The organism is Vibrio sp. FE10 (assembly GCF_030297155.1).
Taxonomy (GTDB): Bacteria; Pseudomonadota; Gammaproteobacteria; order Enterobacterales; family Vibrionaceae; genus Vibrio; species Vibrio apostichopi.
In genome coordinates, this window is sequence record NZ_AP028068.1 from 1,334,216 (window position 1) to 1,358,338 (window position 24,123).

Here is a 24,123-nt window from a genome sequence, read left to right on the forward strand (position 1 = left end):
TGATTGAATAGAGCTGTGGAAAGTAGTTAGATATAAAAACGCGAGGCGTCTCATTGCACAATGCAGAGACGCCTCGCGAGAATAGGTTTGATTCGTTTTTTTAGCTTTTAACTTTTAGCTTTGTGCTTTGTGCTTAGAGCTTAGAGCTTAGAGCTTAGAGCTTAGAGCTTAGAGCTTAGGGCATTAATGCTGAATGCGCCTTGTTATAGGCTTAATGTCATAACCATCATAAAGTCATAGAGATAGCGTTATAAACACAGCGCCAAGGTGCCGATGACCATAAGAACGATCGCAGCATACCAACCATATTGCGCAGTTTTATCGGCAACAAAAATCTTAATGTAATTGATTTCTTCATGCGCCATGGCAATAAAGTCGGTGTAGTTAATCGATAACTCACGACTGGTGTCTTTGAGATCTTGTTGCAGTTTGTTGAAAGCCTCATCGATGAAGCCTTTTGTTTCTGAAACAGACGGAGCAGCAGCCAACGCTAGGCTATTCCAAACCGCCATACGCGATTCATATTCACTTTCACTGACACAATTAAGTACGCGTAAATCATACTCTCGTTTGTTACGCTCTTTACCCATTTTCTCAGGGCAAATATTTCTTAAAACGTTCACGACAAATTTTCCAAAAGGTTCATTTAGATATAGAAAAGCACTCAAAGAGCACTCATAAACTGGGGTGAATTAAATTCAAAAAGTGATCTATTTGAAGTTGTCATAAGCGGCTGCGATGCAGAACACTCATGTGGGAGATTTGAAGTTAGGTCAGTGGTGTTAAAGAGCGATTTGGGTCTGTCTACATTCGTTTGAAAAGACAAACCCGTTGGGATCGCAGTGTAGTTAGGTCACTTTGGGACATCAACTAGGGTGTTTTGTCCAGACGACAAAGATATTTATCGGCACGATAAGCAGAAATGAGGTAGCCGTGGTGAGCCCCACGCCAATATTGAACCTCTAAATTGACGACTTTTCCAAAAATAGAGGGGCTTTCAAAAATAGAGAGGCTTTGAACAATAGAGGACCTTTGAATAGCAGGGGAGGTTAGTTTGCCTGCCATTGATTGTATTGCAGTGAGTACCCTTCTAATTTCTCAATCAAGCTGGTCAACACGGGCCCATTAATGTGGCTGCGTGACACCAAGCAACCCACAGGGGTTATCCAACCACCATGCTCGTGCGCCACGGGCAGAGCCACCAAGTCGCCTTTTTCAATTCCTTCCATCACCATCATTTCTGGCACGTTCGCCCAACCCACGTTTTGCTCCACCAACTCGATAATGGTTTTATGATTATTGGCATACCAAAGCATTGAACTAATTCCATAGGTGAACCACAGCTCACGTTGCTTAGAGCTGCGATGCACGCATTGGCGGTAGCGTTTTAAGTCCGAATCTTGAACGATGGGCATCTGGCTAAGCTCGTGAGTGGCGGAGCTGACAGTAAGAAAACGTGCTTGGCCAAGTAAGAAAAAGTCCATATCTACCTTAAGCTCACCATCTGCATAGATGATGCCTATTTGCGCTTTTCCACGTCTCACTAGGTCTTCCACATCGAAGGTTGAGGTCGCAATGATATCGAAATGCGTGATTGGGAATTGATCGGCTAGTGAACTGATTATCTTAATGAAATTCTTGTCTATGATGCTCTCATCAATAGCAATGATCAGTTCGTGTTCGTCTTCTTGAGTCAGCGATTCGACTTTTTGATCGAAGTACTTTTGTTGGTCGAGAATCGACTTCGCCACAGGTAATAACGCCTTACCTGTGTTGGTCAAAACAGGGATGTTTTTCTCTCGGTTAAACAGCTCTTGGTCGATGGCTATTTCTAGGTTGGCGACCGACTGGCTGACGCCGGATTGAGCGCGTTTCAGCTTGCGCGCGGCCGCCGAAAAAGAGCCACTTTCACACACAGTGACGAAGACTTTTAATTGCTCAAAACTGTACATGCTATCTCTCGCTCAATACCAAAGGGGGTGATAACTCTCAGGCTATCACTATTCGTGATGGCTGTTAACTTTCTCTTATTATTTTCGATGACATAATCCTAGCTAATCCAACACAGACTAGATTATTTAGAGGAATGTATGAGTACGTTAGAAAGAGTGTTTCACTCAGTATTATTTGAAGTTTTGGCCGTAACGCTTTCAATTATAGGCTTAGCGATATTTACCGATCACGATGTGAATGCCTTATCAGGAACCATGATAGTTGTTGCCACTATCGCGATGATGTGGAACTACTGTTTCAACCGCATTTTTGATCGCTACTTCACGGGTGAAAAATCCAAGCGTTCGCTGAAATTGCGTATTTTTCATGTGGTGTTGTTTGAAGCTGGTTTGCTGATAGCGACTATCCCAGTGATGGCTTACTTACTTAACGTGGGCATATGGCAGGCGTTTTTGATGGATATCGGCGTGACCATTTTTATTACCATTTACGCGTTTGTATTCAACCTGATTTACGACCATGTTCGAGCATTCTGGGTACGTAGAGCTGATCTAGCCGTTCAGTAACCTGCCAAGTCAGTAGACGCTAGTTTGGCTACTAACCGATTGTTTATTAGTTACTTTGACGGAGACATTCGGTTAGTAAGCCTAGGTCACCCGTCATTTATTCTGCTATCTTAAATAAGGTGATAACTTGAGTTCGTGAAAGAACAGATTAAGAGGAAAGGATGTCCAATACCCCTCAAATGACGGTTGTAGATAAGAAAGAAGTCGAGCTGTTTGCTGAACTGTTCAAACATATCGACGGCGAGATCTATACCTTGCTACGCTATGCCAAAATTCCTAATGATATTCTTACTAGTAACGATCACTACCATTATCTCCCTGAGACAACGGTTAAGAATGTAGTCAGGATTATGGGGGAATCGGCGTCACGAGAAGAGTTTTCACTGTTTATGTGGAGCTTTTGCAAACAAACCTATGTGCCAAGGTTCGTCGCTAAACTGAGTAATCAGGATTCGCTAAAGAGCGCGCTTGACCAATTTTCTGAACAGTTAAAGCAGGTATCGAATGGCGCGCACCTTTACACCAAATACTCCGGCGGCAAGTGGTGGTTTGTTCGTGAAAAGCCCTTTACTAATGCGCCTTGGTTTAAGTTTGCAGAGCTGTTCTCGGTTATTTTTATCAACGAGCTGATTTCAGTATTAACGCAAGGTCGCTGGAAGCCGTCGGAAGTCGGTATTCAAAGTGGCGACCTCGATTGTTTTCAATCTCTTCCACAAATGGGCAGTGCTCAGTTTTTTACTCATAGGCCAGTCACGGCGTTTGAAATCCCTGAAGAGATCATGTTTGAGCCGATTGTTTTACCCAAGGCAACCCAAACGGCTGAACTCCTCGCACCTTTGCCAAGCTCATTTTTGAGTGCCTTTAAGCTCGTGATTAAACCTTATCTCACCATGGGGAAACTGCCAATCAGCTTGGCATCTGAAATCCTGAATATTCATGTCAGAACCATTCAACGCCGCTTGGAAAACGAAGGGGTGGTGTACAAAGCTTTGATAGAAGAGATGGTGCTGGAACAGGTGTTGGAATTGCTCAAACAGTCGGATTTGTCGATCACTCAAGTGGGGGCAAAGATGGGCTATTCCGATTCTTCTCACTTTACCCGAGCGTTTAAACGACAGATGAACATGACCCCAAGGGAGTACCGCAAAGAACACAGTTAAAGTCGATAAGTTAAAGCTCGAAGATATCAGTGAAATCACCCAACAGATAACCGGAGACCGTACGCAGAATTATTCATTGTCACCAAATGGCCATTTATCAACCTTGAAGACTGGCAGTATCACTACTAAGTTATTGAATGTGGATAAGTTGTTTTTATTTTGTCGTTCGTGAGTGTTGCGGCCAATAAAAACACCTTTGAAACCTCATAACACTCATCAGTAGTTACGGAATCGTTGTGGGAAGTGGACGCCACTAACAAACGGAATCAAGGTGTAAAAATGAATAATTCAGGCTTAAAGCTCTCTGTTGTTGCTCTCTCGTGTTCATTTGCTCTTTCAGCAAATGCAGCATCAACGCTATTTACCAATGTTGATGTTTTCAACGGTACTGAAAACAAATTGTACGAAGACCATCATGTATTGGTTGAAGACAATCTTATCAAACAAATCTCTGCAACCCCGATTGAAGCTGGCGAAGCGGAAGTGATTGATGGCACTGGCAAAACATTAATGCCGGGTTTAATTGAAGGCCATGGTCACTTGTTGTTGAATGGCGGCAACCTTAGCGATCACGAAAACAACCGTACGATTGAAGAACTGGCCGCTCGTGCGACAGTCAACGCTAATGCAGCGTTTCAATCAGGTTTTACTACATGGCGTGATGCTGGTGGCTTGAACACAGGCTTACGTAAAACGATCGACTCTGGCATGTTGCCGGGGCCAAGACTCTACACATCAGGCGCATTTATTGGCCCAACGGGCTCACACGCCGATTTCAGTAACCTAACCACGGCTAACCAACACTTCTTCGGTTCAACAACCAGCATGGCTCGTAATAGCGTGAGCTTTAATGCGGACGGTATTACCGAAATCAAAGCCGCTGCACGCCAAAACTTTAAGCAAGGCAATACTCAGATTAAGATCATGTCATCGGGTGGTGTTGCTTCGTCATTTGACCCTTGGCAACTGAATGCGATGTCTGCGGAAGAGATTGAAGCTGCGGTGGAAATTGCTGATGCGTACGGTTCTTACGTGATGTCTCATGCCTACAGTAAAAAAGCGATCATGCGTAACTTGGATGCGGGTGTTAGAACGATTGAGCATGGCTTCATGTTCGATGGTGATATCGCCGACAAGATGGAAGATAAAGATGCTTACATCACAACCAACATGACCGCATTCTCGCCTTACCTGACACAGATCGAGGCAATTAACTCGAATCCAGCGTCTAAGCGTAAGGCGGATTCTGCAACCAAAGCGTTCAAAGACTACATCTCGAACGTAAACAAATACCAGCCTAAATGGGGCTTCCACACAGACTGTGTTGGTGACGTGGTTTCTTGTATCAAACAAACAGACCATACGATCTTCTTGGCGGGTAAAGAGTTAGGCAACTTCTTCACATTGAAAGGCATGACTTCGGTCAACGGCGAAATCGTTAAGTTGTCTGGGGTGATGGACCCATACCCAGACGGTAAGTTGGGTGTGATTGAAGCGGGTGCATACGCCGATATCATCATTGTCGAAGGCAACCCACTTGAAGATTTATCAGTGATTGGTGCAAACGAGAAATGGTTCGACGCAGAGCCGCGTAGCCCTGAAATCGACACCATCAAAGTCATCATGAAAGACGGCAAAGTCTACAAAAATACGCTGTAACACAGCGCGACTATTCGGTTAGAAACTAAGCTTTAATAGGCGACCTACCTCGGTAGGTCACCTCTCTTCAAGGTGCCCTTATGCAAAAAACGCTTTCTCTTATCCTATCGATGATGTCACTGACTATTGTCGCTTTACCTAGCTTTGCTGAAACAGCGATGAATCTTGAGTGGCAAGATCTGAATTCAGAATCTCACGAAATGAAACTGGAAATGCCAGATCTCACCGATCAGCAAATGCGTCTATTACAAGGTGTGATAGCAATGAGCGCATCAGAGGAAGAGCAAGCTCAACAACAGGCTTTAACATTCAAACAGACATTAAAAGAGCAGGGCGTGAACGCAGACGAAATGATCGCGCTGCGTGACGAATACATGAAAACCATGAAAGCGAACGCTGAAGCTATCACGACAGAATTTGATGGTAAGAGAGTGCGAGTGCCCGGCTTTATCGTTCCTTTAGAGTTCTCAGAAGGCATGACTGCAACCGAGTTTCTGTTAGTGCCAGTGGCGGGTGCGTGTATTCACATGCCACCACCGCCTGCAAACCAGATTGTGCGCGTGTCTTTTCCTGAAGGCTTTCAGGTACAGAACGTTCAGTACCCAGTATGGGTAGAGGGTGACTTTAGCTCGAACAAAGTGACTGAAGAAGTCTTTCTAGTCGATGGTAAAAGTAACCTCACCATGGGTTATGAAATGAAAGCTTCGATGATTGAAGACTATTACGAGAAAGAAAATTAATGGTTGTCATCAAATGACAATTTTCAATGTGAGCAATGAATAAAATAGAACTAACTCAAAAAGCATTGGTGACAAGATGAATTCAAGATTATCTAAAGTAAGTATGGCTGTGATGGTGGTGGCTGCTTCAATGAGCCCTGCGGTGTATAGCGCAAACTTCGAAGGTCCAGACTCTGTTGAAAATACAATTTCAAAACAAAAAGATCAGCAACTGGATTGGCGTGAAAAGCTTGCTGCGGATGGTTTTACATTTGGTGCGGATTACTTTGCTTTAGGCCTTACCTCTGGAGATGGCGTTGGTGGCGATAGCGTTGATGCATCATCAGGTGTTGCACGATTATACGGGTCATGGCACCTACTAGGGAACGGCACACAGAACTCAGGTAGCCTAGTATGGAAAGTGGAACATAGGCATGCCTATGGTGATACTCCGCCCAAAGACTATTCATTCGGGCCACTTGGCTATGTCGGTGCGATTGGTCCAGCCTACAGTGATCAAGGGTTTCGAGTTACGGACTTAAACTGGAAGCAAAAAATCAATGATGGTAAAGGTACTATCGTTGTCGGTTGGCAAGATGTGACGAACTACGCCGATGTTTACGCTCTAGCCAGTCCTTGGTCTGGTTTCACGAATTTAGCATTCTCGACAGGCTCAGGTGCTATGGGGCTGCCAGATGATGGTGTACTTGCTCTTTCTGCGGGTCATATGTTGGGCGAGAATTTTTATGTCGTCGGTGGTATCGCCGATGCAAATGGTCAATCAGATGATATTTTTGATGGCTTTGACAGTGCTTTTGGTAGCGATGCGTCTTACTTTACGACATTGGAGTTAGGTTGGACGGCTTCGCAAGAGCAGATCTATACCGATAACTTCCACGTGACTTTCTGGGACTTTGGTGATGACACTCGCCATAGTAATAGCCTTGCTACGGAAGGTGGCTCTGGCGTTAATTTCTCATGGAGTCAGTTTATGACTCCGCAAGTGATGCCGTTTGTTCGTGGTGGTTTCTCAGAAGGGGATGTTGCCCTTTACGATAAATCAATTTCTGTTGGTATGGGTTATTTCGGGTTAGGAAAACCAACCAATAACCTAGGTGTCGCGCTGAACTGGGCAGAAGTGAATGGTGATTCTTTTGAAGCTGATGCGAAAGCGATAAGTGGCAGCACAGAACAGTGGACAGCTGAGATCTACTACAACATGCAGCTCAACGACTTCATTCAAGTGACACCTGATATCCAGTACATCAAGGATCCTGCGTTTTCTAGTGAGAGCAGCGCTTGGGTATTTGGTATTAGAGCGAGAGTGTTTATCTAATTTCGTTATTCATTATCTTGTTTAGACTTAAAAGCTAGACGTAAAAAAGTGAGCCCATGGTGGCTCACTTTTTTGTCTTAGGTGTGTATGAAAAGCGGTTATGCTTTCTCTGCTTTGGGAGTGTCATCCAGTGCGAAGTAGATCTTTGAAACAATAATCTCTGCGACCAAAATAGTGAATACCACAGCGAAGAACGCCACAACACCGTTCCAAGGGCCAGTGAAATCGACTTTGTCGCCAAATAGGATATTGATCGCTTCTAGCATCACGAACTTTGAACCGACCAGAATTACGTAGCTCGACAGGCCTCTGTAGATCTTAGGCGCAGTACCGGGTTTCGACTTGAAGTAATCCGCGAGCTTATGTTCTAAGCCAATAGACAGTTTGAGCAACAGCTGCAGCAAAATCGCGGCAGCAAATGAGATGGTGAATGACTCGATATTAACGAAGTCCCAGTATTCATCAAAAAAATTGAGAACGGTTAAATCAACAAGGACTGCGAGTGTGTAGCCGACAAAAAGCCGTTGGGGCGTATTAAATCCATATACTTTTTCTATATTGCTCATCTACTTCTTCCTGAGTAAAGGGTTACCAAAAACTTAGGAGATAAATATAGGTTATTCAAACGCTTATTGTTCAGGATGCGAAACAGCTCTTAAAGTGCTAGTGGCGTATTATGGTAAGTATCCCAATTAAGATTGATTCAATATGAGTTCTCGGATGAGTTTTCGACATTAATCCAAGATTTAAACAGAGGTACATATGATTATTCACTTTAGAATCCAAGACGTGGAAGAACTTTGGGGAGCCATAGATTTGGCGACGCTCTTGCAATCGGAACTGAGAGCGGTATCAACCACACTATTAACTATCTGATTGAAATAGTGAAATTACCAATTACACTTGAAGCATAAGTTTGAATGGAGTCAACTTAATGCTTTCACCCCAATCGTTATATCCCCCTTCTATTGCTTTCCTTTTAACAAGCCTGATTTCTTCCTCGGCCTATGCTTCTAATGAAGCGATCCAGAATCGTTTGGAGAAAATATTCGCTGCATCCATTGCGCTTACAGACAGTGATGCCGTTTCAATTGGCTTTGTCGATTTTGACCCGAACTCGTTTATCAATTTAAACGACAGTGGTTTTGGCTCCGATAAAACCATCGACACTCGAAGCCAAGTCAGTGTTGGCTCCATTCCTTATTCTTCCGTGATTAAAACCGATGATCCTGACTTAGATTTGATTTGGTCTGTGCGAGGGTCTTACGCGCTCTCTGAGCAAGATATTGAGATCTCTTCAGATGTGACTCCTGATCGTCGTGTAAACCCCAGTAAAGACTCGGTATTGGGCCTGTATGGCTTTATGGGGCTTCAAAACCACTTAAACCCACATTGGTCTATCGCTTATGGTTTAGGCTCCCACTTGCTCTATTACCGCAACAAATACGAATACAACAACAGTTACTCTCAAGCGTTTCAATCTCAGCTCGACGGTTACGCGCTGAATACCTCGGCGTGGGCATTGATTGGTGAGCCGTCAGTCAAACTTAAATATCTTCAGAAACAGGACTGGGGAAGTTGGAATGTGTCTTCAAGAGCGCGTTATTTCTATGGAACGGGTTGGGGTGAAGCGAATGATGGCGATATCGGTAATCCAGAAGGGTTCCGGTTTATCAATGAAGTTGAGTTCAGACAAAACGTTAAATGGGAGTCACTTTCCCTAAATAATCCGCAGATTCATTATAACTTCAGACGAATCGATATTGCTGGCGATCTGGAAGACCCTTTGGATACGCATTATTACTATGAGTTTGGAGCTGGTGTGGTGTTCGATGTGCCCTACGATTCTTACTTCTTTGATAACTTCGGTGTCGGAATCAACTTCAATTACGGCAGCTCTTTGAGCGGTGGTAGCTTACTGTTTTTACTTAATAACTAGCTCTTTTTTCTTAATGACTGGCCTTTGTTGCTTAGTGGCTGACTTTTCTTTGTTAATAACCCACCTTTCTAACTAAGTAACTGAATTCTTTTGTTCAATGGCTAGCATAAGCTTATGAGTTCCTTACTCGGTATGTAATTTGAATTTATATGTGTCGTAAAATGGTAAATATCATCGTTAAAACTTAGCCATCATAGCGATCCGCCCATCACCTGAGCAAACTATGAACAAGTTAAGTTTTGACCGAAAAGTGCCACTATACGTGGTATCTGCACTTGTCCTTAATATGGCCGTTAGCTTGTGGTTACTGAGCATTGCTTCTACGGCAGCCATGGTTTTTTCTGTATGTACGCTGTTCTTGATCAGCACTCTCATTACCGGACGCCTTTATCGCCATGAAGTGACTCAAAGCAAGAACAGCTTGTCTGAGGCGATCATTGATGGCGTAGCTGGTTTTATCATTCTCGATAGCCAATTGAGAGTCATACAAGTCAATCAGCAGTTTTCTCGAGTTTCAGGCTATGCCTTTGAGCAAGTCGAATCTCGCCCAATTTCTGACCTTTGTTTTATGAACAACAACGGTTTGGTATCAACCATTCGCGCGTCACTTAAGCAAAACCATAGATGGAAAGGGGAACTGAGTGGTGTTAGCCGACTTGGCGAACACTTTACCGTGAATGTGGTTGTCGAAAAGCTAGCTGAAATACTGCCGCACAATGAAAAGTATGTCGTGACCTTTACCGACATCAGCCGACGTAAAGTATTAGAACGTCGATTAAGAGCGCTAGTGGATACGGATTCACTCACAGGGTGTTGGAATCGACGCCGTTTTGATAAAGATCTCAGTCATTATTCAAACCTCGCCGAGCGCTACGGTTACACGCATTCTTGTTTGGCCTTGATCGATTTGGATCATTTCAAAGCGGTCAATGATAATCATGGCCATGACCAAGGTGATATTGCCCTTAAAGAGGTGGCTGAATTACTGAGGAACAACAGCCGAGATACCGACATTGTGGCTCGAGTCGGGGGCGAAGAGTTCGCTATTTTGATGCCTGAAACCAATTTGTCAGATGCGTTTGAGGCCATGTATCGATTGAAAGAAGTGATCGCCAAAGGCACAACCTTGAATCTAACGGTGAGCAGTGGCGTGTCTGAAATACAAGCGCAAGCTGAAACGACTTACCGCAGTGCGGATAGGGCGTTGTATCGTGCCAAAGGCAATGGCCGAAATAGGGTGTGTAGTTCGAGTTCAGGTATCCCAGCTCCGATTGTGCTTGGGTAATCTATTTAACTAACGAACTTAACGATGTCTAAGCTGAAATTGAACGTTGGTAAATCTTCGGTGTAAGGCCGGACACTCGCTTAAAGGCGCGGGAGAAGTGAGAGATATTGGTGTAACCCAATTGGCTCGAGATGTAAGTCAGCGTATGGCCTTCTTCCATCAGCTCACACGCAACGGAAAACATCAGATTCTCTTTGATTTTGCGGTAAGTGGTATTTTCGCCTTTGAGTTTGCGTTGAAAGGTTCTCACTGAAAAATTAAGCAGCTCAGCCGCTTCTTCAAGCGAGAGGTCTTGTTCTTTCATATAGGGCTTGAGCAACTCGTAGACACTGTCAGTAAAGCTGGTGTGCCATTCAATAATCGCAGGTTTTGCGCTTAGGTCTTTTGGCGTAAGGCGAATAGGCAGTTGTAAGACTTCTTCAGGAATAAGCACTGAAGTCGAATTCTGGTCGACAAACATTTGGCAGTGACTTGGCACAAGAGTCTTGATGATATCGACGTTATGCCCTTGCAAGCGAACTTTGGTCGGTTGCCAAGGTGACTGAGATAAAATGGTTATTAATTCAATAATATAGATGATGGCAAAGGCTTCACCCCATTGAAACATCGGAGATTCTTCGTAAGGTGCAGTGCGACAAAACCAGCTTTGACCATGTTCTTGAACGAAATCCACTCTGCTGCCTGGCGAGTCATAAGCAAAAATTGTGTTGATGTGTTTTAACGAATCGCCAATGGTTTCAAACTCGGTAAATTGATGCAAGACGTGTGGGATGATTCGACGTTTAAAGGCGAGGGCGAGTACATCGGTGAATCGAGAGACACCAAGCTGTGCAGACGTTAGATAAATCAGTCGTTTAATGGATTCGGACGGCACAAAATCACTTTCCGACTCGATAAGATCGGGTGGTAAGCCGGAGTCTTTGAGCAATTCATGCAAGTTGAGCCCATAGTCCGTGAAGATTTGAACTAAGATCTTGGCATAGCTGGTTTGTATTACAGGGACTTGGTAAGGGTTAGGGGCCATGAGCAAACAATCCTTGTTCATCGTTGCATTATTGGACGTGCATATCATTTGCGACGCTTTGTTTAGTAAATCTAACCCTATTTACTTGAGTTTTCCATGGTCGGGTTTATTTTTAAGGTATTAATTTTGTTGATGTTAGTTATTTAGAAGGGAGTCCCATGTCAGAAGTCACAGGGAACAAGCAAGACGACAGTGAAGAAGTTACTCAACCAGAAAACGGTAAAGACAAAGTGAGGAAGGTCACCAACTACCTTCTTTTCTTTGTTGCATTCATGCTTTTATTCAGTGTTATCGCCGATCGCATCATTCCCATTACGGATAACGCGCGTGTAAAAGGTTACATTGTTCCCATTAAACCGGAAGTGTCAGGCAAAGTATTGGATATTCTGGTTCAGCCCAATCAGTTGGTTAATCAAGGCGATACGCTCGCGATTCTGGATGAGTCCGATTATCGAATTGCCGTACAACAAGCAGAGCAAAACCTCGAAATTGCAGGGCAAAATGTCGGCGCTCAAACGGCCAGTATTGCTTCAGCACAAGCGAAACTCACTTCAGCCATTGTTGAAAGACAAAACACCCAGCTGCAAGCCAAGCGTGTTTTAGAGATGGCAGACAAAGGCGTCGTTTCTAAATCGGATGCCGATAAAGCGAGAGCATCGTTGGCGACCTCTCGAGCGGCTGTTGTTAATGCAGAGGCTGATCTTGAAGGTGCGAAGCAACAAATGGGTAAAGAGGGACAAGAAAACAGCCAAGTGAAAGCGGCATTGCTGGCACTTGAACAAGCGCAGCTGAACCTTGAACGCACCGTTATTAAAGCGCCCACCCAAGGTGGCGTGTCTAACTTTAGCTTATCGGAAGGCTTTTACGCATCATCAGGGCAAGCGATTATGACGTTTGTTTCAACCGAAGATATTTGGATTGAAGCTTACTATCGTGAAAACAGCTTAGGTAACGTCACGGTGGGTGATGAAGTGGAAGTGGCTTTGGATTTCGCGCCGGGTCAAATCGTTAAAGGCCGAGTCAGCAGTATCGATTGGGGTGTTGACTGGGGACAAAATGATCAAGCGGGTAAACTGGCACAGGCGAGCCAACAAACGGGTTGGTTACGTCAAACTCAGATGCTTCCTATCATGATTGAATTTGAACGTGACGATATGAAAGGTATGTTGAGAGTTGGTGGTCAAGCGGACGTGATTGTTTATAGCGGCGATAACTTTGTTTTCAATGCGATAGGCAAGCTTTGGATTCGATTTATTAGCGTATTGTCTTATGTCCGATAAGCCCATACTCGACCAACAAACACAACAACGGATCCTGCGGTATACCGTAGGGGTCACGTTGGCTGTATTTTTGGCGGCGTGGATCAATTGGCCATTGGCGTTTGTGGCTCCTGTGTTCACGGCCAAGTTCTTAATCGACAAGCCAGATCTGCATAAAGAAACCGTTTATGAGCTATTGCTGGCGGTTGTGGTGACCATGGGGTTAGGCTTGTTACTGTCACGAGGTATCACACATTACCCAGCTCCTTTGCTGATTTTGGTTGGGTTAATGATGCTTTGGGGGTACTACTTGTTCGTTGACCCCAAATGGAATCTGTTTGCGACCATTCTATTGATTGCCGTGTTGATGCTGCCTTTCATGGCTATCTCAAACCCTGGGATGTCCGTACTGTTGGCGTCAGGTCTGGCGACTTCTGGTGTTGTTTCGGTGATGATTTTTGCTCTGGTGCATATCTTTTTTCCAGAGCCAAAATCGGAGTTTTCAGGCTTCGCTGCAGCGCCGCTAGAAAAGAAACAACGTTGGTACGCGGCTTTTCGTGCAATGATCATCTCTTATCCTGTAGTGTGCTTTTTCTTTATCTTTCAGATATCTGAAGCACTACTCACCATGATGTTTATTGCTTTGCTGTCGTTAATGATCACCTCAGAAAAATCCGTGAAACTGAGCGCTTTTCTCGTGATCAGTAATGGTATTGGAGGCTTGCTAGCGATTGCTGCTTTTTCAATCCTTTCTATTGTTCCCAATATTGTCTTCTATTCTTTATTTATAGGCCTTGTCGCTATCTTTATGGCCACAAAGATTTATACCGTTCCAGAAAAAGCACCCATTTTTGCCACTGCATTTAGCACCTTATTGGTACTTGTGGGCAGTACATTGATGAGTTCTGGCGATATTGATAGCAACACATTCATTCGCATATTCCAGTTATTGCTAATTGGAATCTATATGATTTTGGCTTCTCTCTTCCTTGAAACTAGGAATTGGAAGTTCTTACAGAATCAGCCTTAATTTTTGCCCTTACAAGGACGTCTCATGAAGTTAACCGATGATTTTTCAAAACAGGCGATTGATGCCGCAATTAAAATTGCAGCCATTGCCATGCTCGTCTATTGGTGTTTTTCAATTCTACGCCCGTTCATTCTGTTGGTAGTGTGGGGTGCAATCATTGCGACTGCGCTATACCCAGTGGCAGTGGCGATTTCAAATAAAACCGGGATGTCGAAAGGCAAAGCCAGTGCATTACTGAGCTTTATTGGTGTGCTGTTGCTTCTGATTCCGCTGGTGGCGCTTTCATCTGGCATTTACACCAGTGCTTCAGACCTGATGACCGGTGTGCAAGATGGCACCTTAACCCTACCTAAGCCGAAAGAATCTTTGCAAGACATCCCGTTAGTCGGCGAGAAAGTTTATGCGGCCTTGGTTCATGCTTCGTCCAATATAGAAAGCGTGTTCATTAAGTATGCTGAAGAACTCAAGATATTCGCGAGCAAAGCCGCATCTATTTTAGGTTCATTGGGTGGTGGTTTCATTCAATTTATTATCTCGACCATCATTGCTGGTGCGTTCATGAGTAATGCCGATAAATGCCAAACTGGTATGACTCACTTAGTGGCGCGTTTAACAGACGGCAAAGGTGAAGAATTGGTACAGCTGTCTAAATCGACCGTGCGTAGTGTTGTGCAAGGTGTTATTGGTGTGGCTGTGATTCAATCCATGATGTCGGCAATTGGTTTGGTGATTGCAGGCGTTCCTGCTGCTGCGTTTTGGGCGCTAGCTGTGTTGCTCATTGCAATCATCCAACTGCCACCGATTCTTGCTCTATTACCGGCAATCATTTACATGTTCAGCGTTGAATCGACGTTGGCGGCAAGCTTGTTCTTAGTGTGGTGTATTTTGGTGAGCGGCAGCGACGCTATCTTGAAACCAGTACTACTAAGCCGTGGTTCTCATATTCCAATGCTGGTTATTTTGTTGGGTGCGTTGGGCGGAATGGCGATGTCAGGCATTGTCGGTTTGTTTGTTGGTGCCGTGATTCTGAGTTTGACCTACGAGCTGATGATGGCGTGGCTTGGGCTTGAAGATAAAAACCAAGAAGAAACAGAGAAAAAATCAGCAGAGGCCGAGGAAAAATAGATGAAGCCAGTCTCTAAAGACGACAACTTCTACTTCTTATTCTATGCACTGTTGGTGTTGTTTTTTGGTTGTGCGGTGATGCAGCAGTTTTATCCGCAAGGCCAGAAGACGATACTGTTCCTCATCATCATTACTCTAGCGAGCTCAATTGTGGGTATCCATAAAGAGCGAGCCTTGTATCGCTCTTGGTATGGAATATTGCTGATAACGGCGACGGTGTCCGGTGTGTTTTCGTTTTTGGAAGGCTATAACCTGTCGATAGTGACACTGTCTGCTTTGGCTATGTTTTTGTTTTCACACATTTACTCGGCGTTAAAGCAGGTGATGAAAGCGACAACGGTGACACCCAATCACATTATTGGCTCGATCTGTATTTACTTGTTGTTGGGGTTCGCTTGGTCGACTATCTACTTGTTGATTTTGGAAATCTTTCCAAATGCATTTAATGGCTTAGAAGAACAGTTCTGGCTAACGAACTTGTTCAATGCGATGTACTTCAGTTTCATCACTTTGACCACGGTAGGCTATGGAGACATTTCACCGACGTTGCCTATTGCTCAGTTCTTTGTGTTTATGGAATCTATCATCGGCAGTTTCTATTTAGCCATCATGGTAGCGAGCTTGGTGAGTATTCGGCTTGCTCAATCTCACTCACAATAGAGCATTTACAAATAATAGAGCACATACAAAGAAGCCCAGCAATTGCTGGGCTTCTTCTGTTTTACGTTGTTCAAAGTCAAACGTCGCTTTGAGGTGAGCTACGAATCTTAAGCCTCAGTGCCTTGAATCTTTTCTAATTCAGCGATAGTGGTTTGAGACACAAGCTGACCGTCCATGTAGTAAGTCACGTTTTGGCCTTCTTTGATACCAGTCAGCGTTGCTGTTTCACCACTGGTGTAGACAATATCCATTTGGATAGTGTTTTCATCAATCTTAATCATCTCACCGGTCTCGATAGTACGGTTGTTTGAGATTGGTCCTACAGGCGCCTCTTTCAGGCTCGAATCCAGTTCGTCATTCACTTTGAAGTGTGTGTCTGCCTTTGTATCGAATATGTGTGGTGCGCCACTGATTGGGTTTTTACCCGTCCAGAATTCAAGTGAGTTGAATACCACGTAATCGGCTGCGGTTGTAATACCGTATACAGGCGCTAGTAAGAAGTTTACACCTGCACGAGCATAGCGGTTATCGACAACTTCAACGTTAAATTTCATCACTTTCCCTGTTACGGCGTTACTGCCGATACAACCAGTTAGCGCAGAAGCCAAAACCGTTAGTCCTACAATTTTAAGTGCAATCTTTTTCATTTTAGTACCTGTATAAGTTAGAAGTCTGTTTTGTTGGAACAGGTGTAGTATGGTTTTTATTCGATGGTCAGTTTTACCATTTAACGCCATCGGCGATATAAAATGCCATCGGACTTTCGGTATAAAAAGCTAGATATCAAAACGAGTTATCAAAAGCTAGGTATAGAAAAGTTAGGTATAGAAAATCTCCGCCTTAAAAATCGAGTGATAAAAATCTGGGTATAAAAAAAGCGCGACCTAAAAGGGCGCGCTTAATGTTTTGAAAGGGAGTGTCGTGTTAACCACAACGGCTACTTCATCACATAGCTATAAGTCTTTACTGCAAACCAGCGGAAAAATCGGAATAAAAGGGTGGTGGCTTTAAAAGCAAACTTGGCGATTGAAACCATTGCTTCTGCTGCAATGCTCATGCATTTATGTAAATCGGATTCTTTGTATTCTGAATAGGTCATATTGTTCTCTCAATTCTCACGATTATCTTTCATATGTAAGTCATGACTCCTGTCTGGCTGTATACCCTTTGCGACTAATGTACGAATATTCACCAAGAGAGACTTACCATTTAATGCCATATGGATTAAAAGTTAGCCGAAAGGGAAGGCATGGAGATAATTTGAGTACATCGCTAGGTGCAACTCATGAAGTTACGGAGAAATCACGGTTAATAGTGGTATGATCAAGGGCTCAGCACCGTGAGTTATTAAGAATAGGAAACAGAATGAGCAACCTTACCGATCAGCAAGAAGCTGCAATGGCGACGTTTAAGGAAAACTTACACCTTCCAAATGGTGGTTTTCACAAACTGATTATCGAGCTAAGTAAGGAATTTCAGCTGCCTTTTCAAAAGGTGCGTGGCGTTTTAAAGAAAGCTCAAAAAGACGTTGAGCGTCAAATTCGTGAAGATATTGAGAGTGTTGATGATGGGGTTCTTAGCCAAGCGAATTGGTTGAGCATCATTAAGTCAAAGCTTATCGAACTGGCGGAAGATAACCAAACGGTAATGGATAAGCTGCAACTCAATCTGAAATATCAAAAAGTGTTGGCGGCAACCAATGGTTCAATCGCAAGTGAAGACGAGCGTGACGAATTAATTGAAGAGTTGATTCAAGCTTATGAGAAAGAGGTGTTCAAACCTTTACTGGCGATGCTGCATACAACAAAGCTGTATTGGAAGTTAATGCTGATGGATGAGACATGTAAGATGAATGAGGAAAATCGTGAGAAGTTCAGTGATTACCCTCAACACATGCAAGCTGCAGAACACTTATATACTTTGGATCAGAAGTTAAGGTCGATGCCGTTAACGAAATGATAATGACTCATTGGTGATTCAGAGTTCGATATAAGTTGGTTGCAATAGAAGTACGATAACCTAGCTAGCGTTAGCCGCGTGTGAAATGCAAAATGGGCTAGGTTTCTGATCTGTTTTACTTCTACTCTATTTTGTTCTGCTAGAGCGAATTGAGGGTGACATCTTTGGGACTAAGCGGTGTTTCTTTCTGTAGCCTTGGGGAAATGCTATAGGAGTGTGAAATGTCCTAGGGTGTTTCCGTTGCCTGAAACGATAGTTCCGATGCTGTCTCGTTCATTAAATTCAAAGTCGATGAGATAACTGTGATGTTGTAGCTTGGGCAATATGTGGCGGTGGAGTATATCGCTATTGAGCTGTCGAATCTCGGTGACCCATGAAAGTTCTTCTTTGTGTAAGTCTATTTTAATCTTGAGCATTTATTACCTTTTAGTTTATTGACTGTTTTTTCGCGTGATAGTTGGTACCAATGGGTTTGTCGTGTTGTTCTGCGTGACATAACTGTGCCTTGTGTTTATTACATTTATATTTAAGTGATCGATCTATTTTGAATTCGCTAAAAAGAAAGCAAATGACGAATAGAACGGTAGTGGGATCTGATTTAAAAGCTATTGAATGACTATCTGGGTGAAAGCTGACGCAGAGATGGTGTAACGAGGAATCGAGAACTGTCTTTGTGGAACTTGGACTTACTTTAGCATTAACAGCTCTATAGATTAGAGCCAGGTGGCGAACTATACGCCTAGTTTTTTAAATTACAACCCTATTTTAAATTTATTTTCAAAATAAACTCGAATGATTTATCAGCGTTTGTTGAGGATTTAGTGAGCGTATTGGTGGGGCGGTGACTCCTTCATTAAGCGTTATATTGATGATGCTTGTTGACCTCATGATTTGTTCTACACATTTTCGTATTTTTGTTATTGCTTGTCTAATTTAAGTTGCTGTTATATATCATCTTTACATTGTAAATTACAAATCGTAACTATTGGGCCAAGTGTTGTGATTGCAGGGCTAGTGAGCTTTGTTTACACTTACAACCTATGGACATATTAGTCGTATTTACCCTTTATCTGATCTACGGTTTGGCTTTCTTTGCCATTGGTTTTTCTGTCGTCTTTAGAAACTATAAAAACAGCCAGATCAGTATCTCCAAACTTCTTCCTATCCTCGCTATCTTTGGCTTTGTTCACGGTATTCATGAATGGTCTGAGCTCTATTTGCTGTTACATTCTGACTCGTTAGATAAATCTCAACATATTGAAGTATTTAAAGTTTTCAAACTTTGGTTCTCTTACCTAGCGCTTGGTGCTTTTGGTTGGAAGATGTTCGATATCATCGAGTGGCGCTGGATCCGATGGGCAAGAGTCGGGATTATTTCTCTGCTGATCATCTTCATTCTTAGCTTAGTTGATCGCTATGATGATCAATCATTTCAGACTTACATTGCTATTAGTAGTGATCACGTTAGATTGCTGTTTGGTTTGGGCTCTGGTTTGTTAGCGGGCATAACCATGATCGTTTACGGCAAGCAATTTTACGATGTTGAGCATCAAGCTGCGTCTCCCTTTGTTTATACAGGGGCAGCGCTTATCTTATATGGCATGACTTCGGGTGCTTTAAGTTCTGACTATGGCATCTGGGTGATTTTCCTGAGAACTTTGTGTGCATTGGCGATACTGCATTTCTTATGGAAAGCACTACGGGTATTCGATAGAGAAAGAGAACTTCAAATTGAAGCCATGGTGCACCGCTCGTTCCAAGACGAAAAGTTGAAGGAATTAGGTGAGCTGACCTCAGCGGTTGCTCATGAAGTCAAAACACCACTCAGCAGCGCATTGATGAGCTGTGATTTGTTGGAAAAAAGACTGCCTAATGATGAGAATGCAACTAGGCAACTAGTAAGAATCCGTAATGGCATCGAGCGTGCAGCCCATATAAGTCAAGAGGTGCTGAACTACGCTCATCACCGAAAGGTGTCATTCGAATCCGTTGCTGTACACGGCTTGTGTCAGTCGGCACTTTCACTGGTGGAATACCGATTATCAGACTTCGATATTGAATTGGATATCGACAGTAAATTATATGTCTACGGAGATGCGATTCACTTAGAAGAAGTGCTAGTTAATATATTGGTGAATGCTGCCGATGCGAGTGAGCTTAACAAGCACATTTCTATTTTTGCATACCCATTAGGATCTAACGTGATCATAGAGCTCACTAACCGTGGGCCTTCAATTCCAGAAGATGTTATCGACAAAGTGATGCAACCTTTCTTTACCACCAAACCAGTAGGCAAGGGGACAGGAATGGGGCTGGCTATCTGCCGACAGATCATGATGCAGCATCATGGTGACCTTACCCTGCACAACCTCGAGAATGGACTGATGGTTCGACTCAAACTACCTAAGGCAACCCAATGAAATTAAAGCTATTGCTTGCAGAAGATGATGAGCAATTAAGAGAAGTGTTGGTCGAAGCGCTAACACTCGAAGAGTTCGACGTTCTCGCGTTTGATAATGCAGAAGACGCGTTGGATGCAGCAGGGGAGGAGACGTTTGATCTTGCCTTGTTTGATGTGGTGATGGGCGGCATGACAGGGGTTGAAGCTCTGTCTAACTTACGCCGATTACAGCCTAATATCGGGATTGTGATTACCACAGCGTTTGCAACGGTCGACGTTGCGGTTGATGCCATGAAAAAAGGGGCGGACGAATTCTTAACCAAGCCCTTTAATCTGGTGGCTTTGTCGGTAACGCTGAAGCGTGTTTATGCCGAACGATCGCCACAGACTCCCGTCGAAGAGCGCAGCAACGATCAAGTCTTTAGTGCGTTAGCGAATCCTATTCGCCGCGCTGTGTTGAATCATCTGAGTATTCATCAGAAACTCAAGTTCATGGATTTATGCCGCGTGGTGGGGATTGAAGATCATACCAAGTTCAACTTCCATCTAAGACAGTTAGTGAACAGTGGGTTGGTCAAGAAAGGTGAGAACCGTATTTATTCTCTGACTCGCCGTGGTAAAGAAGTGCATTCTAGTATGTTGAAATAGACGCAAATTTCTCTTCATCTTGTTGATTTATATTAACTTGTACCTTTAACTTCGCTCGATTTAGTTTTATGGTTCACGCAAAGAACGTCGTGAACCATGGCTGTTCAACTCTCTATAATTCCCTTCAGTGCTCTACAATTTCCTTCAACTTTCTACGATTTGTTCCTTCTTGACCTACCTTCTTGTTTCTCTTCCTTGGCTATATGCTCATGCTTAGAACATGACCTAGCAAAATATGAATACCCACTTTTACGTTTCTGAATAACAAAGTAGTTGTGCCTCAATTTTATCGCAAATATAATTGATAATAATTATCACTTGCGTTACAAGTTTGTTGTCAATTCAATGGCAAACTTTAAATTATCGTTATTTAGCAGTTGTGTACTCCCCATGCTCATCTATGAGTAGTGTGACTTTTATTGTCATGAGTGGTGGTTTATCTCAATGGCAAAGGAAGAAACATGAAGAAAACTATTAATTCAGTTCGCCAGTTATTGAGCGGACTTGCCATCGTTCTTGCATCGTCTTTGATGATGACCGCTCAAGCGGAAACCGTGACTATTGAGCACGTAAAGGGCACAGCGCAGTTTGATGAAGTACCACAACGAGTGGTCGTTCTTGGCTTTGGTAGCTTGGATGTGCTGGATAAAATTGGTGTGAAACCAGTAGGCGCGCCTCACAGCCTAATGCCTGACTACCTTACGTCATACAAAGAAACGACGGCGAATACTGGCTCATTGAGCGAACCTGATTTTGAAGCTATCTACATGTTGAAGCCTGATGTGATCATCGCGGAAAACCGCATGCTTAAGGTTTACGACAAGCTTGCACAAATCGCCCCGACGATCATGTTCTCTATTGAGGGTGACAAGTACTGGGCTGACGCTCAAGAAAACTGGCGTGCACTTGGTCAGCTATTTGATAAGCAGGCTGAAGTTGAAGCGATCATCACAGAGACTCAAGATTCTATTGCAGCGGTAAACGACAAAGTAACCTCTGGCGAAACCACAGCAATGATGCTTATGAACAACGGTAACAACATCGCGATGTTCAACAAAGGCAGCCGTTTCTCAATCATCTTTGACGACTTTGGTTACGTTGAATCAAAGAGTGCAAAAGTAGCGCCAATCAAAGGTACGCACGGCAACCTTATCTCTTTCGAATACATTGCAGATGCAAAACCTGAAGTGCTGTACATCCTAGATCGCGAGAAAGCGATTGGTAAGTCAGAAGGTCGTGCACCACAACTGTTTGATAACCCATTGGTAGCAGCAACACCTGCAGCGCAGCAAGGCAACATCGTTTACCTTGATTCAAGTGCTTGGTATTTGGCTGGTGGCGGTGTGACAGCGATTCACAGAATGCTGGGTGACATTGAACGTACGATTCAATAGTAACCAATAATCAGATTTTCGGGCTTATAAGAGTGTTCTTATAAGCCCTTTTTCACTTTTCATACGGACTCCAAGAGACCTACCTTTAGTATTATTTCTATGTTGAAACCCATTGCAGCTGCTGTATTTCTTGTTGTGTTATGCATTGCGTCATTGATGATTGGGGTCGCTGAAATCAGTTTTAGTGACTTCTTCAATGGCAACCAACACGCCAACTCTATTTATATTGTTAGTCGAATTCCTCGACTGTTCGCGATTGTGCTTGCTGGTGCGGGACTGAGTGTGTCTGGCTTGATCATGCAGCAGATCGTACAGAACAAGTTTGCCGCGCCTTCAACGATGGGCACCATTGACTGTGCCATGTTGGGTTACATCGTCGGTATTCTAGTGCTAGGCAATGCTGCGCAATGGAGCTACTTAGGTTTTATCTTCGCGTTTGCAGTGTTCGGCACCATGCTATTGGTTCGCTTCCTACAACACCTCAAGTTCAAGAACGCGGTTTTGGTGCCTTTGATTGGCATCATGTATGGCAACGTGGTTTCAGCGTTGACGACATTTATTGCCTATAAACACGACTTAGTACAAACCATGTCGGCATGGACGATGGCGAACTTTGCGAGCGTGTTGCAAGGTAGCTACGAAATCCTTTATCTGGCCGTGCCTGCTTGTGTGTTGGCTTACTACTTTGCGAGCCAGTTTAGCGCGGCGAGCATTGGTGAGAGCTTCGCGAAAAACATCGGTCTGAATTACCAGAAGATCGTCTTCATTGGCGTTGCTCTTGTGGCTATCTGTGCTTCTTCTGTAGTGATGATTGTCGGTGTTATCCCATTCCTTGGCCTTATCGTGCCGAATATCGTGTCGCTGATGATGGGCGATAACATGAAGAAGATTCTGCCTTGGACAGCTTACTGGGGCGTGATCTTGGTATTGGCTTGTGATTTGTTAGCTCGAATCGTCATCTTCCCTTATGAGATCCCAATCTCGATGGTAATCAGCATCTTTGGTGGCTTGATTTTTATCTACCTAATCATGAGAGACAAGTCGAATGCGTGATTCAGTAAAAATTGCGATTCTGGCGATCGCGTCTTTGGGCATGATGGCGTTATTTATCGGGCAGGGGCTGACGTGGGATAACTACGAGTTCTTCTTGTCTTTACGACTACCTAAACTGTTGTCGATTGTGTTGGCTGCGGTGGCGATCTCTGCATCGTCATTGGTTTTCCAAACCATCACCAATAATCGAATTTTAACCCCATCCATCTTGGGTTTTGACAGTTTGTACATGTTGGTTCAAACGGTGCTTTTGTTTGTGTTTGGCAGTACGAGTTTCTGGGTCATTGATTCTATCGCAAACTTTTCGATGTCTGTGTCTGTGATGATCTTGTTCTCTTTTGCTCTGTTCCATTTCTACTTTAAGAGCAAGCGAAACAACGTATTCACACTGCTGCTGATTGGTATTGTGTGTGGCAGCGTGTTCTCAAGTTTGTCTAACTTCTTGGCGATGTTGATTGACCCTAACGAGTTCGCGGTACTGCAGAATGTGATGTTCGCGAGTTTCAACAACGTGAAAGGTGAGCTGGTTTATCTCAGCCTTATTCCACTGGGTTTGAGCTTACTTGGACTATGGTTGTTGGCTCCCAAGCTTGATGTGCTTTGGCTTGGCGTCGATAACGCAATAAGTCTAGGTGTTAACACCAAGCGACTGACTCAGATTACCTTGGTGATTGTGTCGGTGATGGTCGCGGTTTCTACCGCCTTGGTTGGCCCGGTGCTTTTCTTCGGTTTAATTACCGTGAGCTTGGCTCGTCAGATATTCAGCTCTTATCAGCACCGTACTCTTATCATCGCTAGCAGTTTGTTAGCTGTAGTGTTGCTCGTTTCTGGCCAATGGTTCATCGAAAAAGTGATGTCGTTTGAAACCACAGTGAGTGTGATCATTAACTTGGTCGGCGGTTTGTATTTTATGTTCTTGTTGTTACGCACCAGAATTCAGTAAAGGTAGTAAG

The 24,123-nt window shown here is 43.7% G+C and carries 24 protein-coding genes; 17 read left to right on the forward strand and 7 right to left on the reverse strand.

Annotated elements, in window-relative coordinates; translation table 11 throughout:
• Window positions 1-248 precede the first annotated feature (248 nt).
• Together QUF19_RS22925 and QUF19_RS22930 are read right to left on the reverse strand one after the other, a co-directional pair.
• On the reverse strand, window positions 249-590 hold the full coding sequence (locus tag QUF19_RS22925; protein ID WP_286303290.1) for a thiamine-phosphate diphosphorylase: 342 nt from the start codon (window positions 588-590) through the stop codon (window positions 249-251).
• 459 nt (window positions 591-1,049) lie between these two features.
• Complete coding sequence (locus QUF19_RS22930; RefSeq protein ID WP_286299862.1) at window positions 1,050-1,952, reverse strand: LysR family transcriptional regulator; 903 nt, start codon at window positions 1,950-1,952, stop codon at window positions 1,050-1,052.
• Between the two features lie 138 nt (window positions 1,953-2,090).
• On the opposite strand from QUF19_RS22930, the gene QUF19_RS22935 reads away from it, so the two are divergent.
• From QUF19_RS22935 to QUF19_RS22955, 5 genes are all read left to right on the forward strand, one after another.
• On the forward strand, window positions 2,091-2,519 hold the full coding sequence (locus QUF19_RS22935) for a PACE efflux transporter (RefSeq protein ID WP_265974624.1): 429 nt from the start codon (window positions 2,091-2,093) through the stop codon (window positions 2,517-2,519).
• Window positions 2,520-2,698: 179 nt separating this feature from the next.
• Complete coding sequence (locus QUF19_RS22940) at window positions 2,699-3,679, forward strand: helix-turn-helix domain-containing protein (protein WP_353505934.1); 981 nt, start codon at window positions 2,699-2,701, stop codon at window positions 3,677-3,679.
• A gap of 279 nt (window positions 3,680-3,958) precedes the next feature.
• Window positions 3,959-5,338 (forward strand): metal-dependent hydrolase family protein, encoded by a 1,380-nt coding sequence (locus tag QUF19_RS22945; protein WP_286299897.1) that lies wholly within the window; start codon window positions 3,959-3,961, stop codon window positions 5,336-5,338.
• Between the two features lie 80 nt (window positions 5,339-5,418).
• Window positions 5,419-6,078, forward strand: a complete 660-nt coding sequence (locus tag QUF19_RS22950) for a DUF3299 domain-containing protein (RefSeq protein ID WP_286299898.1) — start codon at window positions 5,419-5,421, stop codon at window positions 6,076-6,078.
• Window positions 6,079-6,154: 76 nt separating this feature from the next.
• Complete coding sequence (locus QUF19_RS22955) at window positions 6,155-7,393, forward strand: carbohydrate porin (protein ID WP_434784923.1); 1,239 nt, start codon at window positions 6,155-6,157, stop codon at window positions 7,391-7,393.
• A 98-nt stretch (window positions 7,394-7,491) separates the two neighbouring features.
• Here QUF19_RS22955 and QUF19_RS22960 read toward each other — a convergent pair whose 3' ends face one another.
• Window positions 7,492-7,959 (reverse strand): hypothetical protein, encoded by a 468-nt coding sequence (locus tag QUF19_RS22960; RefSeq protein WP_004731619.1) that lies wholly within the window; start codon window positions 7,957-7,959, stop codon window positions 7,492-7,494.
• 368 nt (window positions 7,960-8,327) lie between these two features.
• Between QUF19_RS22960 and QUF19_RS22965 the strand changes: the two genes are divergently transcribed.
• Both QUF19_RS22965 and QUF19_RS22970 read left to right on the forward strand, forming a co-directional pair.
• Window positions 8,328-9,332 carry a Solitary outer membrane autotransporter beta-barrel domain gene (locus QUF19_RS22965; RefSeq protein ID WP_286299903.1) on the forward strand — a complete coding sequence of 335 codons (1,005 nt, stop codon included), beginning with the start codon at window positions 8,328-8,330 and terminating at the stop codon, window positions 9,330-9,332.
• 223 nt (window positions 9,333-9,555) lie between these two features.
• Complete coding sequence (locus QUF19_RS22970) at window positions 9,556-10,617, forward strand: GGDEF domain-containing protein (RefSeq protein ID WP_286299905.1); 1,062 nt, start codon at window positions 9,556-9,558, stop codon at window positions 10,615-10,617.
• Between the two features lie 28 nt (window positions 10,618-10,645).
• Here the strand turns inward: QUF19_RS22970 and QUF19_RS22975 are convergent, their stop codons facing one another.
• Window positions 10,646-11,641, reverse strand: coding sequence for a helix-turn-helix domain-containing protein (locus QUF19_RS22975; RefSeq protein ID WP_286299907.1), 996 nt, complete (start codon window positions 11,639-11,641; stop codon window positions 10,646-10,648).
• 158 nt (window positions 11,642-11,799) lie between these two features.
• Here QUF19_RS22975 and QUF19_RS22980 point away from each other — a divergent pair, with 158 nt between their 5' ends.
• The 4 genes from QUF19_RS22980 to QUF19_RS22995 are packed head-to-tail and all read left to right on the forward strand — an operon-like array spanning window position 11,800 to window position 15,715.
• Window positions 11,800-12,921: an HlyD family secretion protein gene (locus tag QUF19_RS22980; protein ID WP_286299909.1), complete on the forward strand. Its 1,122-nt coding sequence runs from the start codon at window positions 11,800-11,802 to the stop codon at window positions 12,919-12,921.
• On the forward strand, window positions 12,911-13,930 hold the full coding sequence (locus QUF19_RS22985; RefSeq protein WP_286299910.1) for a DUF2955 domain-containing protein: 1,020 nt from the start codon (window positions 12,911-12,913) through the stop codon (window positions 13,928-13,930). Before QUF19_RS22980 ends, QUF19_RS22985 begins: the two co-directional genes overlap by 11 nt.
• A 24-nt stretch (window positions 13,931-13,954) precedes the next feature.
• Window positions 13,955-15,055: an AI-2E family transporter gene (locus QUF19_RS22990; protein ID WP_286299912.1), complete on the forward strand. Its 1,101-nt coding sequence runs from the start codon at window positions 13,955-13,957 to the stop codon at window positions 15,053-15,055.
• Window positions 15,056-15,715, forward strand: coding sequence for a potassium channel family protein (locus QUF19_RS22995; RefSeq protein ID WP_102438572.1), 660 nt, complete (start codon window positions 15,056-15,058; stop codon window positions 15,713-15,715).
• Between the two features lie 107 nt (window positions 15,716-15,822).
• Here QUF19_RS22995 and QUF19_RS23000 read toward each other — a convergent pair whose 3' ends face one another.
• Together QUF19_RS23000 and QUF19_RS23005 are read right to left on the reverse strand one after the other, a co-directional pair.
• Window positions 15,823-16,362: a DUF3332 domain-containing protein gene (locus tag QUF19_RS23000; protein ID WP_286299915.1), complete on the reverse strand. Its 540-nt coding sequence runs from the start codon at window positions 16,360-16,362 to the stop codon at window positions 15,823-15,825.
• 290 nt (window positions 16,363-16,652) lie between these two features.
• Entirely contained in the window at window positions 16,653-16,814 is a 162-nt protein-coding gene (locus tag QUF19_RS23005) for a hypothetical protein (protein WP_198592590.1), read from the reverse strand.
• 266 nt (window positions 16,815-17,080) lie between these two features.
• Between QUF19_RS23005 and QUF19_RS23010 the strand changes: the two genes are divergently transcribed.
• Window positions 17,081-17,674, forward strand: coding sequence for a hypothetical protein (locus QUF19_RS23010; protein ID WP_286299922.1), 594 nt, complete (start codon window positions 17,081-17,083; stop codon window positions 17,672-17,674).
• A 206-nt stretch (window positions 17,675-17,880) separates the two neighbouring features.
• On the opposite strand, the gene QUF19_RS23015 is transcribed toward QUF19_RS23010, so the two are convergent.
• On the reverse strand, window positions 17,881-18,090 hold the full coding sequence (locus QUF19_RS23015; protein WP_102438576.1) for a hypothetical protein: 210 nt from the start codon (window positions 18,088-18,090) through the stop codon (window positions 17,881-17,883).
• A gap of 624 nt (window positions 18,091-18,714) precedes the next feature.
• Between QUF19_RS23015 and QUF19_RS23020 the strand changes: the two genes are divergently transcribed.
• From QUF19_RS23020 to QUF19_RS23040, 5 genes are all read left to right on the forward strand, one after another.
• Window positions 18,715-20,094: a sensor histidine kinase gene (locus QUF19_RS23020; protein ID WP_286299927.1), complete on the forward strand. Its 1,380-nt coding sequence runs from the start codon at window positions 18,715-18,717 to the stop codon at window positions 20,092-20,094.
• Window positions 20,091-20,723 (forward strand): response regulator, encoded by a 633-nt coding sequence (locus QUF19_RS23025; RefSeq protein WP_286299931.1) that lies wholly within the window; start codon window positions 20,091-20,093, stop codon window positions 20,721-20,723. The genes QUF19_RS23020 and QUF19_RS23025 overlap by 4 nt, the downstream gene beginning before the upstream one ends.
• 461 nt (window positions 20,724-21,184) lie before the next feature.
• The gene (locus QUF19_RS23030; protein ID WP_286299934.1) at window positions 21,185-22,117 is read left to right on the forward strand and encodes a siderophore ABC transporter substrate-binding protein; all 933 of its coding nucleotides are present in this window, start codon (window positions 21,185-21,187) and stop codon (window positions 22,115-22,117) included.
• Window positions 22,118-22,216: 99 nt separating this feature from the next.
• The gene (locus QUF19_RS23035; protein ID WP_102438585.1) at window positions 22,217-23,170 is read left to right on the forward strand and encodes an ABC transporter permease; all 954 of its coding nucleotides are present in this window, start codon (window positions 22,217-22,219) and stop codon (window positions 23,168-23,170) included.
• On the forward strand, window positions 23,163-24,113 hold the full coding sequence (locus QUF19_RS23040) for an iron chelate uptake ABC transporter family permease subunit (RefSeq protein WP_286299939.1): 951 nt from the start codon (window positions 23,163-23,165) through the stop codon (window positions 24,111-24,113). Before QUF19_RS23035 ends, QUF19_RS23040 begins: the two co-directional genes overlap by 8 nt.
• The last annotated feature ends 10 nt before the right edge of the window (window positions 24,114-24,123 follow it).

What these genes read in the sequence shown, in the direction of transcription:
- QUF19_RS22965 (WP_286299903.1), top strand. Translation starts at nt 8,328, where the DNA reads ATGCTTTCACCCCAATCGTTATATCCCCCTTCTATTGCTTTCCTTTTA.
- QUF19_RS22985 (WP_286299910.1), top strand. Translation starts at nt 12,911, where the DNA reads ATGTCCGATAAGCCCATACTCGACCAACAAACACAACAACGGATCCTG.
- QUF19_RS23025 (WP_286299931.1), top strand. Translation starts at nt 20,091, where the DNA reads ATGAAATTAAAGCTATTGCTTGCAGAAGATGATGAGCAATTAAGAGAA.
- QUF19_RS22975 (WP_286299907.1), bottom strand. Translation starts at nt 11,641, where the DNA reads ATGGCCCCTAACCCTTACCAAGTCCCTGTAATACAAACCAGCTATGCC.
- QUF19_RS22935 (WP_265974624.1), top strand. Translation starts at nt 2,091, where the DNA reads ATGAGTACGTTAGAAAGAGTGTTTCACTCAGTATTATTTGAAGTTTTG.
- QUF19_RS23000 (WP_286299915.1), bottom strand. Translation starts at nt 16,362, where the DNA reads ATGAAAAAGATTGCACTTAAAATTGTAGGACTAACGGTTTTGGCTTCT.
- QUF19_RS22925 (WP_286303290.1), bottom strand. Translation starts at nt 590, where the DNA reads ATGGGTAAAGAGCGTAACAAACGAGAGTATGATTTACGCGTACTTAAT.
- QUF19_RS22955 (WP_434784923.1), top strand. Translation starts at nt 6,155, where the DNA reads ATGAATTCAAGATTATCTAAAGTAAGTATGGCTGTGATGGTGGTGGCT.
- QUF19_RS22990 (WP_286299912.1), top strand. Translation starts at nt 13,955, where the DNA reads ATGAAGTTAACCGATGATTTTTCAAAACAGGCGATTGATGCCGCAATT.
- QUF19_RS23015 (WP_102438576.1), bottom strand. Translation starts at nt 18,090, where the DNA reads ATGCTCAAGATTAAAATAGACTTACACAAAGAAGAACTTTCATGGGTC.
- QUF19_RS22940 (WP_353505934.1), top strand. Translation starts at nt 2,699, where the DNA reads ATGACGGTTGTAGATAAGAAAGAAGTCGAGCTGTTTGCTGAACTGTTC.
- QUF19_RS22970 (WP_286299905.1), top strand. Translation starts at nt 9,556, where the DNA reads ATGAACAAGTTAAGTTTTGACCGAAAAGTGCCACTATACGTGGTATCT.
- QUF19_RS22950 (WP_286299898.1), top strand. Translation starts at nt 5,419, where the DNA reads ATGCAAAAAACGCTTTCTCTTATCCTATCGATGATGTCACTGACTATT.
- QUF19_RS22980 (WP_286299909.1), top strand. Translation starts at nt 11,800, where the DNA reads ATGTCAGAAGTCACAGGGAACAAGCAAGACGACAGTGAAGAAGTTACT.
- QUF19_RS23030 (WP_286299934.1), top strand. Translation starts at nt 21,185, where the DNA reads ATGAAGAAAACTATTAATTCAGTTCGCCAGTTATTGAGCGGACTTGCC.
- QUF19_RS22945 (WP_286299897.1), top strand. Translation starts at nt 3,959, where the DNA reads ATGAATAATTCAGGCTTAAAGCTCTCTGTTGTTGCTCTCTCGTGTTCA.
- QUF19_RS22930 (WP_286299862.1), bottom strand. Translation starts at nt 1,952, where the DNA reads ATGTACAGTTTTGAGCAATTAAAAGTCTTCGTCACTGTGTGTGAAAGT.
- QUF19_RS22995 (WP_102438572.1), top strand. Translation starts at nt 15,056, where the DNA reads ATGAAGCCAGTCTCTAAAGACGACAACTTCTACTTCTTATTCTATGCA.
- QUF19_RS23020 (WP_286299927.1), top strand. Translation starts at nt 18,715, where the DNA reads ATGGACATATTAGTCGTATTTACCCTTTATCTGATCTACGGTTTGGCT.
- QUF19_RS23040 (WP_286299939.1), top strand. Translation starts at nt 23,163, where the DNA reads ATGCGTGATTCAGTAAAAATTGCGATTCTGGCGATCGCGTCTTTGGGC.
- QUF19_RS23010 (WP_286299922.1), top strand. Translation starts at nt 17,081, where the DNA reads ATGAGCAACCTTACCGATCAGCAAGAAGCTGCAATGGCGACGTTTAAG.
- QUF19_RS23035 (WP_102438585.1), top strand. Translation starts at nt 22,217, where the DNA reads ATGTTGAAACCCATTGCAGCTGCTGTATTTCTTGTTGTGTTATGCATT.
- QUF19_RS22960 (WP_004731619.1), bottom strand. Translation starts at nt 7,959, where the DNA reads ATGAGCAATATAGAAAAAGTATATGGATTTAATACGCCCCAACGGCTT.
- QUF19_RS23005 (WP_198592590.1), bottom strand. Translation starts at nt 16,814, where the DNA reads ATGACCTATTCAGAATACAAAGAATCCGATTTACATAAATGCATGAGC.